The organism is Thermoanaerobacterium sp. PSU-2 (assembly GCF_002102475.1).
Taxonomy (GTDB): Bacteria; Bacillota; Thermoanaerobacteria; order Thermoanaerobacterales; family Thermoanaerobacteraceae; genus Thermoanaerobacterium.
Genome location: NZ_MSQD01000001.1, coordinates 72206 through 86358 on the forward strand (window position 1 = coordinate 72206; position 14153 = coordinate 86358).

General features: G+C 34.4%; 11 protein-coding genes. 1 reads left to right on the forward strand and 10 read right to left on the reverse strand.

Translation table 11 applies throughout. The annotated features are described in order from the left end of the window. Positions 1-46: 46 nt before the first annotated feature. From BVF91_RS00465 to BVF91_RS00505, 9 genes are all read right to left on the reverse strand, one after another. Positions 47-3343, reverse strand: a complete 3297-nt coding sequence (locus tag BVF91_RS00465) for a UvrD-helicase domain-containing protein (protein ID WP_240495747.1) — start codon at positions 3341-3343, stop codon at positions 47-49. Beyond that, the gene (locus BVF91_RS00470; protein WP_206198989.1) at positions 3261-6371 is read right to left on the reverse strand and encodes a PD-(D/E)XK nuclease family protein; all 3111 of its coding nucleotides are present in this window, start codon (positions 6369-6371) and stop codon (positions 3261-3263) included. The genes BVF91_RS00465 and BVF91_RS00470 overlap by 83 nt, the downstream gene beginning before the upstream one ends. Positions 6372-6506: 135 nt before the next feature. Next, a complete protein-coding gene (cimA, locus tag BVF91_RS00475) occupies positions 6507-8066 on the reverse strand; it encodes a citramalate synthase (RefSeq protein ID WP_085111593.1) in 1560 nt (519 codons plus the stop codon). Positions 8067-8133: 67 nt separating this feature from the next. Next, positions 8134-8961: an ABC transporter ATP-binding protein gene (locus tag BVF91_RS00480; RefSeq protein WP_085111594.1), complete on the reverse strand. Its 828-nt coding sequence runs from the start codon at positions 8959-8961 to the stop codon at positions 8134-8136. Beyond that, a complete protein-coding gene (locus BVF91_RS00485; protein ID WP_085111595.1) occupies positions 8921-9574 on the reverse strand; it encodes a hypothetical protein in 654 nt (217 codons plus the stop codon). Before BVF91_RS00485 ends, BVF91_RS00480 begins: the two co-directional genes overlap by 41 nt. Next, a complete protein-coding gene (locus tag BVF91_RS00490; protein WP_085111596.1) occupies positions 9561-9923 on the reverse strand; it encodes a GntR family transcriptional regulator in 363 nt (120 codons plus the stop codon). Before BVF91_RS00490 ends, BVF91_RS00485 begins: the two co-directional genes overlap by 14 nt. A gap of 7 nt (positions 9924-9930) precedes the next feature. Then, complete coding sequence (locus tag BVF91_RS00495; RefSeq protein WP_085111597.1) at positions 9931-11034, reverse strand: head GIN domain-containing protein; 1104 nt, start codon at positions 11032-11034, stop codon at positions 9931-9933. A gap of 115 nt (positions 11035-11149) precedes the next feature. Then, positions 11150-11731, reverse strand: a complete 582-nt coding sequence (locus BVF91_RS00500) for a YdeI/OmpD-associated family protein (protein WP_085111598.1) — start codon at positions 11729-11731, stop codon at positions 11150-11152. Positions 11732-11759: 28 nt separating this feature from the next. Next, entirely contained in the window at positions 11760-12776 is a 1017-nt protein-coding gene (locus tag BVF91_RS00505) for an alpha-hydroxy-acid oxidizing protein (RefSeq protein ID WP_085111599.1), read from the reverse strand. 151 nt (positions 12777-12927) lie between these two features. On the opposite strand from BVF91_RS00505, the gene BVF91_RS00510 reads away from it, so the two are divergent. After that, a complete protein-coding gene (locus BVF91_RS00510) occupies positions 12928-13545 on the forward strand; it encodes a nitroreductase family protein (protein ID WP_085111600.1) in 618 nt (205 codons plus the stop codon). 30 nt (positions 13546-13575) lie between these two features. Here the strand turns inward: BVF91_RS00510 and yfcE are convergent, their stop codons facing one another. Next, entirely contained in the window at positions 13576-14127 is a 552-nt protein-coding gene (gene yfcE / locus BVF91_RS00515; RefSeq protein WP_085111601.1) for a phosphodiesterase, read from the reverse strand. Between the last annotated feature and the right edge of the window lie 26 nt (positions 14128-14153).

Below are 14153 nucleotides of genomic sequence, written 5' to 3' on the forward strand. Positions count from 1 at the left end.
ATAATACTTAACCATATTATTACATATTACAGACGAAAATCCAATACTATTTGCAAATTTTGTTGTATAAACACATACTGCAATATTCACTTTTTCGCTTGACATATTCTTCAATCCCTTTAGCACCTAATAAGAACGGCACAGCTTCACAGATTTTCCCTAATGTCTCCATGACATAAAGATCAGAAATGTCAACTTCAACGTACTTGCCTACATCTAAAAAGTACAAAAAAGCACCTTTCAAAATTGGTGAAAAACCACTGATTGTTTTTAAGCGCCGTAAAACATACGAATAAAGATGAATCTGTGGTGTATAATGTCTTGCCATTTTCTCCAAATCATCATCGCTATCTATTTTATTTGTCTTATAGTCAAAAATGTACGCTTCAATATTTCCATCATTTTCGTATATGTCGATTCTGTCGATTACTCCGTTTAAATTTATGTTGTCGTTTATGGGCACCCTAAATTTATACTCCTTTAATCTTTTTAGTAGTCTGCCATTTATCTTCTTTCTATGTTCATCTTTCAGCATGTAGTAATTGTCAATATACCTTTTGATGCTTTCATCATTTACACTACTTACATCAATATAGTCATCATCATCTAAAGTTTCAAGTATCTTATGAATAATCGTCCCTCTCTCTAAAGCACTTATTTTTCCATCATTTTCTGAGTAAATATCATCGCTGTTTTCATCTGATTCCACATATCCATCATCAAGCGACGCAATACATTTATAATAGTAAAGCACAGGACACGTCAGATAATCAATATATGCAGTTACAGAAACGTTGCCTTTAACGTTAAGAGGTATTTTGTCTATCAATTCACCAAATAGTTTCATTTTATTTACATTTTCATCCAATTCTTTTGCATAATCAGGCTTGTTTTTTGCATATGATTGTAAACAACTGCCATCAATGTAGTCTATGTTAGAACAACCATCTTTAATAGCAAACAGCAACTGTTTCATAAATGAGTTTAGTTTGCTGTCTTCGTCAATGTCATCTACATTGTCTTTCATTTGCCCTATAAACGCTAAAAACTTCTTTGCCCTTGTAGAAGCTACATAAAAAAGCCTCCTGCTCTCCATATTTTCCTTTTCAAGATACTTGTCATATTCCTCTTTATATAAGCTGTTTGCCGATTTATCCAAATCTCCATCATCGTTGACACCTATGCCAAAAATATAGCCTTCTTCGTCTAACACAAATAAAGGAGCCTTCCTCACCGATATGCCATCAGTAGCTTTATCCATGTCAGGTATTATTACAGCATCAAACTCCAGTCCTTTTGATGAATGAATAGTCATAATCTTAACGGCATTGCTTTCTTCAGTATCCAAAAAAGCTTCAGAATCAAGCCCTGATGACTCTTTCAAAGCATCTAAATACTCAATCAGATCTTTAGGATCGAGTATGCCTTTTTCTTCAAAGCTTTTGATTATACTCTCCAATTTCTCCACATTTCTGAATTTTTGATATCCATTTGGCAAAGAAATCAAAAGTTTTTTATAATCTGTGATTTTTAAAATCATCTTGAATATCTCATACGGACTGTATATACCATTCATTTTCGAAATCTTATCCAAAATGTTGCAGGCTCTTTTTATGACCCATTTATCGTCACCAAACATTGAAGAAAATCTTTTTAATGTTTCCAATAAATCATCTGCAGATTCGCCATTATACATATTCATGAAAGCAAATAAATCATCATCGCTAAATCCAAAAATAGGCGATCTTAAAGCTGTAAGAAGCGCAATTTCATCCAATGTGTCAAAAGCCAATTTGTAAACCGAAATGATGTCAATTATCTCCCTCTTATCCCAAAATCCAATCCCACCTATGATGCAATACGGTATGCCGCAATCCGCAAGTGTGCCTTCAATGCTTTTAAGACTTGACCTGCTTCTTAAAAGTACGGCAATATCCTTATATTCAAATCCTTCGCCTACAAGCTTTAAAATCCTACCTGCTATAATCTTGCCCTGAAAATCCTTTCTTGAATTAGCCAAAGCTCCGTCTTCCATCAGCAACTCATTAAGCTTTCCTTTATTGTCATCGTCTTTCAAAAGTTGTTTTATCTTTTTATATCTTTCATTCTTTTCATTTACTATATCATCTTTTTTGTAAGTAATAAGCTCTACTTTAGGGCCTTCGTCGGCAAAGCTTTGATACTTCAATTCTTCGTATGGATCAATCAAATTTTTAAAGACACCATTGACTGTTGATATGATGTTTTTTGTGCTTCTGTAGCAATTGCTTAGATTAAGCACTTTTCCATCTACTTCTATTTTTCTGCAAAACTCATCAAATATCCTAAAATCCGTCCCCCTAAAACCGTATATTGACTGTTTTATATCTCCTACAATAAACAATTTGCCATTTGGAATCTTTCCATCTTTCTCAGTAAGCTTTAAAATAATCTCTTTTTGAAGGTGATTGGTGTCTTGAAATTCATCTACGAGAATGTATCTGTATCTTTCAAAATAATCATTTCTTATGATATCGTTAGAAAGAAGTCTTAAAGCAATCATCTCTAAGTCGTTAAAGTCAAGCAAATTCTTGCTTGATTTGAATGCCTTATAATTTTCCTCTATTTTCTCTAAGATTATAAGCGCCAAATTTTCCATGGCTTTTGTTGATTCGTCGCTGTCGAAAGATAATTTTATGTCTTCAACTGATAGTCCGGCTTCTTTCATGCGGAAATATAAGCTTATTACCTCAGATTGAAACATTTTTCCCGTAAATATCTTTGAAGGATATTTTTTTAATGCAGTCTCTAACATATATTTGTTGTTTTTATCGTTTATCACTTCATCAATCGCAATTCCTGCTATCTTTTTAACTGCTGTGCTAACCTCCCCTTCATCCATAATAGAAAACTTAGGATCGACTGAGGCTTCAGCAAAATTATCTCTTATCATTTTCTCGCAAAAACCGTGAATTGTATCGATGTTGGCAAATATCAGTGAATCTCTAAGCACTATCCACTTTTTGCTGTCCTTATCTAATTTACACAGCAATTCTATCTCTTTTCTTATCCTTTCTTTCATTTCAGCAGCAGCTTTTCGAGTAAATGTTATTGCGACAATATCGTCAATCTTGATACCAGCCACATCACTTAAAAGCTTTATGTACCTTTTAGTCAACACTCTCGTCTTGCCAGAACCTGCGCCAGCCCTTAGTACTACATTTTTACTTATATCAAGAGCTTTTAATTGCTCTTGGCTTAGATCTTCTTCAATCAACACGCTACGCACCATTTTCACCTCTTTTGCTTTCACGTTTATCATACCTGCATATTGATACATAAGGACATCTAATATTAGAATCATCGTATGGGCATCCTTCAGGCAGATTAAAAGAACCTGTCATCATTCTGCCTACATTTTCAATTCCCTTTTTTTCGATCCAATCCATTATTACATCAAAGCTACTTTCGCTTAATACATCTTTAGGACCTGCATTCCCTTTAAAAATGTATTTCTTGTATTCATCAAGCATAATCCCATTTCTTTTGACATTTTCTACGCTGTAGTACAACAATCCTAAACAGGATGGATTTTTTATGCCAAGCTCATTTCTTAGAATTTCTTCTGCAGCCATGTAATACGTAGGCAATTGAAAATCCAAACCATCTACGCACTGCCTCAGCCCTCCTACTGCCCCTAACTTATAATCGTATATAAGGTATTTCCCCGTCAAATTGCCATCTATGCTTCGCTCTAAATCGATTCTATCTATCTTGCCGTAGAAACTGTAACCACCGTAATGACTGTCTATCTCAAATTTCTTTTCAAACATTGATGGAATAAGCTCAGCGCCAGTCTTCCTATAATAATTAAGCCTATTTGATATATCATCTGCTATAAGCTTAAATAAAGTGTCATACATCTCTTTTTTAAACTTCTCAAGTATAATATCATTCTTAATGCCATCTAATTTCTCACAAGTTTTATCAATCACATCTTTAAGTTTTTCTTCATTTACATCGTAAAGATCCTTATTTTCGCTGTAGTATTTCATCAAAATCTCATGGTATGTAGAGCCCATGTTTTTCTTGAATTCAATTGACTCATCTGAAACTTTGATGTCCAAAAGCGTCTCAACAAAAAACCTAAAAGGACAAGCAACATAACTGTTTAAACTTGATGCGCTTAAGTGAACCCCATCAAGTATCTTTAAATTTTCTTCTTTGCGTATTTTGCCTGTGTATTCATTCATCTCATTGCATGTCACTCTTTTTCTCTCTAATGATGATAAATAACTAATATCTTGGTACGTTTTTGCAAGATTTGTCCTATATGACAAAATGTTCAAGTCAACATCATCGCATTTCGAATTTGCCAAAAAATACATTATTTCATCTTCGCTGGATAAATTGCTAACTTCATAAGCAAATCTGTCTTTCATGTAAACAATAGGAGCAACTACTTTTCCCAATGATATTTCATCAAAAAGACTTTCAACTTCATATACAAATGGTGATTTAATCATTTTATTGCCTTCTTCATCTGTCGTTCTGTAAGATATATAAACATCACCTAAAGAAGAAGCTATGCAAGAATTAAACCTTATTTTCTCCCTTTCTATTTCGAAGTTTCGGCTAAATACATAAAGATGGCTATTTTTCAAATAAGCTTCGTCTTGTGAATCAAAAATCGGATTGATAGAAGATGTACTTGGAAAATCCCCCTCATTTGCACCAAGGATAAACACTGTATTGTATCTCTGTCCTCTTGCCAAATCCGGATTTACCACTTTCACACCTTCAATGTCAAGATTTTTGATCATTATATCGCAGTTTGCCATCATGTCTAATAAATCCTCTTGAATAGCCTCAATGTCATCAGAAGAAGTTCCTCCATACCGCTTTTTTAGTTCCACAACATTTTTTAAAATTTGTTTCATCGCTTCTAATGCTTTTAAACTGTATACTAAGTTCCTTCCGTCTATCACGCCTGATTCGTACAATGACATTATGTTTAAGTCGATTTTAAGCATCTCTATGATATTTAAAATGCTTTCCAGAAACTCACTTATATCTTTATACTGCTTTTCTTTGAAATCTACAAGCATACGGATGTATTTTTTTAATCTTTCAAACTCGTCGTCGTTTAATGCAGATAAAATTTCTTCTTCATAATTGCTATGAGATACATCTATCAGCTTTGATACTTTATTGTATACATCAATTATTTCATTAGGCATCAGATACTTTGATTTCATTATGCTGTCAAAGCTTTTAAAATCATGATTTATCTTATATGTAATCAAACTGTAAATATCACCGGCAATCATCATTGATATTAATTTCTTGCCATCATTAAACCTTAAAGGAATGCCCATCTCGTCAAAAATGTCAATTATGTTTTCTCTGTAGTCATCGATATTCCTTACAAACACAGCAATATTTTCAGGTTTTACTTTTTCAAAGACTATCTTCTTCTTTATTAACCTTGCAGTTTCTCTTACTTCATGCTCAATCGATGGACTATTCAGTATCATAATAGTGCCGTCTACGCTTTTAATAATCTCTTTTCCTGAATACAGGTATTTAGAAACTTTCTCTGCATTGCTGCCATCTATACTTTCTTCCATCATTTCATTTAGCCTAAATCCAATCTCCAATAAGTCTTTCACGATGCCGTTTTTTATGAAGATTTCATTGTACTCATTTTTAAATGGAATATTCACGTAAATATCATAATCGCTATTTAAGGCCATCTTCCTCAACAATTGCATATTTACACCGTCTAAATTTATAAAGCCGTCTACAACGACAATTCCTATCTTACTAAAATAATTTGAAATATTGACATATTGTATGGCGTTAACTGAAATGTCATCTACATCAATCAATCCATTTTTATTCTTGTAATCCTCATAATTAATGTAAATTTCCGCCAAATTATTCAACTTTTCTCTTAACACATTTCTTTCTAAACCATTGGCGATTTTTTTGATATCATTAGGATCTATCATGTTTCTCTTTGCTGTCTTTATAAAGCTTAAGACAGATTCTAAGAATCCTGCCTTATCTTTTACATTTCGATAGTAGCCATTGTAGTAAGACTTTCGCAAAATGCTTCTCAAGATTTCTTTCATCTCATAAGTCGATATTACTGTGTGATTTTTTATAAAATCGTTGCACAAAAGCATCGCCATATCTTCAAACACAAATATATCCGCATCTACGATGCCGCCATTTAATCTGATAAACTTATCTCTTACATCAAACATAGCCTCACGGGAAGGCAATATGTATAAAACCTTTTTCCCATTTCTTATAGTTTCCATCGACTTTTCAATAAGCATATCTCTAATATTGTTGCAAAAAGGCCCAAAAAATATCTCCTTCAATTTATCAGCTCCCACAAAAACAAATCACATATTTATTTTATTACATATGCTAAGGCGTCTCAAGGTAAAACTGCGTATTAAAAAAGACTGATGCACTGTGAACTATTCAGTCATTTGTGCAGCAGTCTCTTTTCATCATTTTTTATTAAGTTTATACTCTATTGAGTCTACAAGCGCTATCCAACTGGCATCTATTATATCTGTCGACACACCAATGGTGCTCCAAACTTCGTTTCCATCAGACGATTCTATTATTACCCTTACTTTCGCTGCTGTAGCAGAATTAGAATCTAACACTCTTACTTTGTAGTCTGTAAGTTTCATCTCCTTGACTTCCGGGTAAAACCTCTCTAAAGCCTTTCTGACTGCCTTATCAAGTGCGTTTACAGGTCCATCGCCTTCTGCAGCGGTTATTTCTTCTTGCCCGTCTACTTCTATCTTTATGAGGGCAGACGAATTTACATCGTCAACAGATGGTTCATTGACTATTACTTTAAATTCTATAAGCCTAAATGAAGGTTTATACAGCCCCAGAGTCTTCAATATCAAAAGCTTTAACGAACCTTCAGCACCTTCGTACTTATATCCCTTAGATTCCATTTCTTTTAGTCTATCTAATATTTCTTTCGTCTTATCAGAGTCGCGGTCTATGGTTGGGTCTACTTCATTTACTATACCTATTAAAGCGCTTCTGCCAGCTACCTCTGATAATAAAAGCACTCTTTCGTTGCCGACAAGCTCTGGATCGATGATTTCATACGACCTTGTGTTTTTGCAAACAGCATCTGAATGCATACCTGCCTTATGGGCAAACGCGTTTCTGCCTACATACGGTGCTCTTTCATCTGGTGCCGCGTTGGCTATTTCACTTACTCTTCTTGAAAGTACCGTAAGCTCTCTCATCTTGTCGTCTTCAACGCATTTTATTCCTTTTTTAAACTGTAAGTTTGGCAAAATCGTGCACAGATTTGCGTTTCCACATCTTTCACCATATCCGTTTATCGTTCCTTGGATTTGTACTGCACCTGCCTCTACAGCCATTATAGAATTGGCAACAGCCATACCATTGTCATTGTGAGCGTGTATGCCTATCTCACAATCAAATTTATCTACAACCTTTTTGGTTATGTCGTATATCTCTGTAGGAAACATACCACCTTTTGTATCGCAAAGGCAAATGCTGTCTGCTCCTGCATCATACGCCACCTGAATTGTTTTCAATGCGTAATCAGGATTCTCCATAAAGCCATCATAAAAATGTTCTGCATCAAATACCACTTTTTTGCCCTGCTTTTTCAAGTAATTTATCGTATCATATATCATATTGAGATTTTCATCTAAAGTCGTTCGCAATATCTCACTAACGTGGAAGTCCCATGACTTCCCAAATACTGCCACATATTCTGTCTCCGCCAATAGAAGCGAACTGACATTAGCATCTTTCTCCACCGGCGTGTTTGCCCGCCTCGTGCTGCCAAATGCTATCAACTTGGAATTTTTCAAACTTTTTCTTTTTATAATATCGAAAAACTCCATGTCTTTGGGATTGGAACCAGGATTTCCAGCTTCAATGTAATCTACGCCAAAATCGTCTAGAAGCTCAACAATCTTTATTTTGTCTGATACTGTAAAAGAAATCCCCTGTGACTGAGCTCCGTCTCTCAATGTAGAATCATAAATGACAATGTTTTTCACTTCAATGTCCCCCTTTGAACATATTCAACTATATCTATATATAAAGATATTTTATCAAATCAAATCATCAAAGTGAATAACTTGTTTGAAAAATTTCATCTGTACTTTTTAAATAGCCAACAATAATTTGATTTAAACGGGGATAATCGCCCACATCTTCATCTGTCTTAACCAAAACCTCGTCATTGATTACAGCTATCACTTTCATGTCCTTTGCAATTTTGTTTGCACTTAGTATCCTATGCTTTTGTTTCGCTTCATCTATTGAATCGGTGTAAATTATTCTCCCGTTTTTTATGATAGCAAAGCTTGTGGCATACTCCTCTAACTCGTATATCTCATGAGAAGAAAGCAATACAGTTCCTTTTTTGTCATTGACATATTCTTTTATCATTTCTATAAGCTCAAATCTTACTGCTGGATCAAGATGCTGAGTCGGCTCATCGAGAATAATGAGTTTTGCATTTGTAGAAAAAGCTAAAATCGACAATAGAAGCGTCCTTTGTCCTTCTGAAAATTTTTGCATCTCTTGTTTTAGATTAAATCCATATCGAGATATGAGACTTTTAAAAAAGTTGTCATCCCAATTTGGATAAAGTGTCTCATATAACTTTCGATAATCTCCTAAACTTAAATTAGCAAAAACTTTTCTGTTTTCTGAAACAAACGCCATATCCGTCTTAAGTTTTGTACTAAAAGGCTGCCCAAAAATGAATATTTCACCCGCATCTTTTCCTATAATACCCATTATACATTTTAATGTGGTGGTTTTCCCTGCACCATTAGGCCCAACAAGTGCAATTATTTCTCCCTCTGGCACAGAAAAGCTTACGTCTGATATAATTTGTTTGCCATCAATCTGTTTGCTTAAGTTTATTACTTCCAAAGCCTTCATGAGGATTTTCACCGTCCTTTCGTGTGTATACTAAATAGCTAATAAAACAAATCAATATTGAAAACACAAGTGACATGACCAAATTCCCCTGCTTTGTAAAACTTATCAAACTGTAAGGGTTAAAATTAGAACTATTTATGTCGGGTGTCCCAAAATTGCCTAAAATTGCATCAAAAATCTCTGCAATAAAGCTAAAGACTACTGCATCAATATTGAATTCAGAGAGTATCACCTGAATGCCAAATATTGAAAATATTAAAATCAAACTTCTTAAAATAAATTCTAATTTTTCAACAATCGTATTGTCTATAAAAATTTCTCCAAAAGCGGAAGTAATAAAAACGGCAAGGCATAAAAAAATCAAGTTGAAACTAAACATTTCTTTTTTGGAAAAAGGCAGAGAATATAGAATTTCAACATTTTGATGCCGTATATCATGTATCAGCAGCGATGATGATAAAAACAGTATTGCAAATTCCTTAACAAAAAAATTTGGCAATAAAAGAATCAACATCAAAATCGCAATTCTACCTGTCTTTTCCGTTAATTCTTTTTCAAGATACACGTCCATCTTTTTAAGCTCTAATGAAAAACCAGTCTTATAATCGCTCATTTTTCCAGACCTCCTCAAATATCAATATAGCTGTATAATAATCTATACTATTGTCTTTTAACTTAGTTACACATGTTTTTATTATTTCTATAATCTTTTTATCCACATCAAAATCCTTTTTAACAAAGTATCCTACACCCTGTTCCGCTTCAATATACCCTTCTGATTTTAACTTTTCCAATGCTTTTAATACAGTATTTATATTCACATCAAAAATTTGTTGCAATTCACGTATTGAAGATAGCTGCGATCCTTTTTGAAGGTTCCCAAGCAAAATTTCTGATTTTATCATATTTACTATTTGCAGATAGGCAGGAACTCCACTGTGTTTATCTACTTTTCTCAACATTTTGCAATCACTCTTTAGTTATTTTTATAAAACCAGAAGTATTGATGTCTACGGGTGCTTTGTTCTTATTTACTACAGTTAATGTCCCGCCTGTTGAACTCACACTAAGATCTCCTCTTTCACTGCTGCTGTTTAAAATATCGATTCTGCCGTAAAGTCCAGTAGCATTAATATTTAGCTCGCTAAATTTTGACATCTCATTTATAGCTAAACCTGTTGAATTGACAATTATTTTGTTAAAATCTAATTCCCCATTCAAAGTTGTGCCAGAACTATTAATGTTCAAAACTTTTCCCTTTAAATTTCCACTCACTTTAAGTCCAGCACAACTCAAATACACATCATTATTAGAAGATATATTACCATTTATTGAAGAACCTGCAGAATTTAAACTGAAATTATTGAAATTACCGCTTCCAGTGATCTCAATGCCTGCGGATCTTATATCTACAGCCTCATTTGGATTAGTTCCCAATTCGATCACATAAGTAACATTTTGTTTTGGACTTTTTTCAAAAACTGTCAAATTTCCATTATCGCTTTCCACGTTCAATTCAGATGGAATGTAAATAGTGTCACTGTTTGTAAACTCTATTTCTATTCCACCTTTTACTGCTATATTGACATTCTTTGCATCCTTTAATGATATTTTCTTATCAGGCATTATTCTTTCGCTTCCATCAATGCGAAGACTATTGTCCGCTGTGCTCTTAACGTCTATTGGAAAACTGTTTGTTATCCGCAATACGCTATTTGAAACGCTTCCAACACCTTGATAAGAGTATAGTCCTACAAGCCATAATGCAACAAGTACAAAAAGTGTAACCGCAATCCCTATTGATATACTTGAAGCATTCCTTTTAATCGGAAAGATGCTTATTAAAAATCCAAAAGCCCCGATAGCCATCAACATCTTAACAGAAAACCATGGCATAATCCAAGCTAAAAATATACATACCAATGAAAAGATCAGCCTCACCATTCTGCTTTCATTAAATCTCTTAAGCAATTGCGTATTAAACGTCTTTTTAGAAATGACAACTGCAAATCCAACAAGAATCACGATAATCGATAGAAGGAAGACAATCGATTCAATCAAATTATTTCTCATAAAACAACCTCCTTAAGTTTTATACTGTTATATAATTATATAACACTATAATACATAAATGTCAATAGTCTTTGCAATGTTTTGTAAAAATAAAATAGGCGGAAACACCCGCCGTTTAGTCATTTAATCCCTTCCCGCTTAAAATTTTTCCTATATATTTTTCGACTCTTGCCTGTCTCGTCTTAGATTGTTTTGGTTGAGAAAAATAAATAATGTATGCCCTCTGTCGTCCAGGGGTCAATCCAAAAAAAGCTGATTTTAAAATAGGATCTTCGTCTAATTTAATCTGAAATTCATAAGGTATTTTAGTCTCATCGTTCTTTTTAAAATCTACTTTCATTCCCAGCTTTTCAATTTCAATCGCCTTAGTGATGTATTCCTTTAAAACATCTTCTTTTTCAGCAATTTCTTCAATGCTTTTAAACCTAATCTGTCGAGATGCCTGAGAATTTTCGCCAGGTTTAATTAAGATTCCTTTTTCATCATTTAGCAAAGAGCCCTTGAAGAATGAAATCGCACAGTATTCCTTAAATCCTATCAGTATGGCTATATTGCTCTTATTGTATGAGTAACATGGCTTACCCCATTTTAAATCTTCCTCTAATTGAAACTCCAACATTATTTCTCTTAACTTTTCTAACTCATCTTTCCAGTTTAAAACTTTTTCTAAATACTCATCAACTTTATGGTTTGTCATAAAATCGCCTCATTTCTATCTTTTAATATCAGCTTGCTTTATACACTTCTGGTACGTTCTTTAAGTCCTTGCATCCAGTGAGGATCATGGCCTGATACAACTCGTCAGAAACCTTGTTGAGATAAAACTCTATGGCTTCTCTTCCTCCTCCATGTGCAGCAATCATTATAGGCCTTCCTATTAAGACGGCTTTTGCTCCCAATGACAGCATCTTTAAAACGTCTATGCCTGTTCTTACGCCGCCATCCACAAGTACATCGATTTTGTCACCAACAGCTTTTGCAATGTCAGGTAGGACATCAGCAGTCCCCATCGTGTGATCTAATACTCTTCCTCCGTGATTTGAAACGACAATTGCCTTTGCACCTGCTTCTGCCGCTATCATCGCCTCTTCTACCGTCATGATACCCTTTAATATTAAAGGAAGCTCAATATTTTCAGCTATCATCTCGATCTCTTTTCTCGATTTTGGACCTACAAACTGACCGCTTCTTACCATCATGATAAGCCCAGCTCCATCCACATCAACGCCAAACGCTATAGCACCTGCTTCCTTAGCAATTTTCGCCTTCTCTATTATCTCATCTACTGTCCGAGGTTTAGAAAATGGTATGCCTAAAACACCTGTTGATTTTATAGCATCGATGCCTGCAGGATACATGTCCTTATCATTTGCATCGCCTGACATAAATATCGTTCCTACATTTTTGCACGCCTCTGCAACCATAATATCGTAATCACGCTCAGACAAATATCCACCTGCATTTCCCTTAAGTCCTGTCATTGGAGCAGCAAAAACAGGCATCTTGACTTCAAAGCCAAGAAAAGATGTGTTTATGTCGGGCTTTAGGACATCATGAAGCGTCTTCAGCTTGACTTTCCATCTGTCTAATGCCTTTATGTTTTCAATGAAGCCATTTCCCGTGCCTGTGCCTCCCATGCCGGGGACTTCACCAGCACATGCAATGCCATCACATCTTTTGCATCCTCTGCAATAGCCCTTCATGTTTTCCCTTGCTTTTTCTCTTATCTCATTCCAATCCATAAAAAGACCTCCAATGCAAAAATTTGTCCACATATATTATACAACTTTTTTCAGTTTAATCATATTACATAGTATGTTTATAGGAATTCTTTGTTTTTTTAAAAAGATGTAGTATAATTTAAGTGTAACTTCAAAACTAGGAGGAAATATTATGAAAGATTTAAAAGAAGTATTTGAAGAAAGGCGTTCTGTCAATTTCTTTGATAAAAATAAAGAACTTGATGAAGAGACATTAAAAAAGATAATCGATTTAGCTGCATTAACACCTTCAGCATTCAACTTACAACCTTGGGAAATAATCGCTGTAAAGTCAAAGGAAGCAAAGGAAAAACTTTATGATGTCGCATTGAAACAGCCAAAGATTCTTGATGCTCCGGTTACTTTAATCATGATAGGCGATAAAAACGCATATAAGGAAGATAATCCTGCATGGTGGTACATGAGAGATGTGGGAATTCCTGATGACAAGATACAAGGCAGTATCGATTTTGCTAAAAATATGCTTTACAATACAGACTTAAAGGCGAACAATTTTGCCGTCAGAAATACATCTCTTTTAAGCATGTCCATAATGTACGCCGCAAAATATTATGGCGTTGACTCACATGCAATGATCGGCTTTGAAGAAGATAAGTTAAAAGAAGCATTTGGTATACCTGATGACAAGGTCGTAGTAATGCTTATATCTCTCGGGTACTTCGATGAAAGCAAAACGCTTTATCCAAGGTTAAAGAGAAATGGATATGAAAAGATAGTAAAAGTCCTATAGATATGATTAAAACCACCCATTTAGGTGGTTTTAATTTTTTATTTCAAGTATCTTATTACCTGTCTCTATGTCTAAAATATATATGCCATCGTCATCAATTATGCTTATAGTATTTATTCCATCATCTCTTTTGCTTAAAGATGTAGAACCTGGATTTACAATTATGCAGTTGTCATGTTTCTTTAACACTGGAACATGGGTATGTCCAGTAACAAAATAATCAAGTTTGTACCTGAAAATCAAATCATGTATTTCGTCTTGGCTTATATTGTCGCCGTGCTGTATTAAAAACCTTTTGTTTTCAATCACTGCAAAGACGTAAGGCGATTGAATAGGGATGTTCAATACCATTTGGTCTACAGATGCATCACAGTTTCCTTTCGATATCAATATAGGTATTTTGCAATCATTTATGGCAGCAATAAGTTTCTTAGGATTGTATCCAGATGGAATGTCATTTCTAGGGCCATGATACAAAACATCACCTGCATGAAGTATCAAATCAGCATTTTGAAGATAGCTAATGGCTTTTTCCCAAGATGTATAATCGCCGTGTGTATCGCTTATTATCCCGATTTTCATGTATTGCATCTCCTTTAACGCCAACT

Excerpts from the sequence above, each read along its gene's own strand:
- BVF91_RS00485 (WP_085111595.1), bottom strand. The coding sequence starts at position 9,574 with ATGAGCGATTATAAGACTGGTTTTTCATTAGAGCTTAAAAAGATGGAC.
- BVF91_RS00490 (WP_085111596.1), bottom strand. The coding sequence starts at position 9,923 with ATGTTGAGAAAAGTAGATAAACACAGTGGAGTTCCTGCCTATCTGCAA.
- BVF91_RS00495 (WP_085111597.1), bottom strand. The coding sequence starts at position 11,034 with ATGAGAAATAATTTGATTGAATCGATTGTCTTCCTTCTATCGATTATC.
- BVF91_RS00505 (WP_085111599.1), bottom strand. The coding sequence starts at position 12,776 with ATGGATTGGAATGAGATAAGAGAAAAAGCAAGGGAAAACATGAAGGGC.
- BVF91_RS00480 (WP_085111594.1), bottom strand. The coding sequence starts at position 8,961 with ATGAAGGCTTTGGAAGTAATAAACTTAAGCAAACAGATTGATGGCAAA.
- BVF91_RS00500 (WP_085111598.1), bottom strand. The coding sequence starts at position 11,731 with ATGACAAACCATAAAGTTGATGAGTATTTAGAAAAAGTTTTAAACTGG.
- BVF91_RS00465 (WP_240495747.1), bottom strand. The coding sequence starts at position 3,343 with ATGATTCTAATATTAGATGTCCTTATGTATCAATATGCAGGTATGATA.
- yfcE (WP_085111601.1), bottom strand. The coding sequence starts at position 14,127 with ATGAAAATCGGGATAATAAGCGATACACACGGCGATTATACATCTTGG.
- BVF91_RS00510 (WP_085111600.1), top strand. The coding sequence starts at position 12,928 with ATGAAAGATTTAAAAGAAGTATTTGAAGAAAGGCGTTCTGTCAATTTC.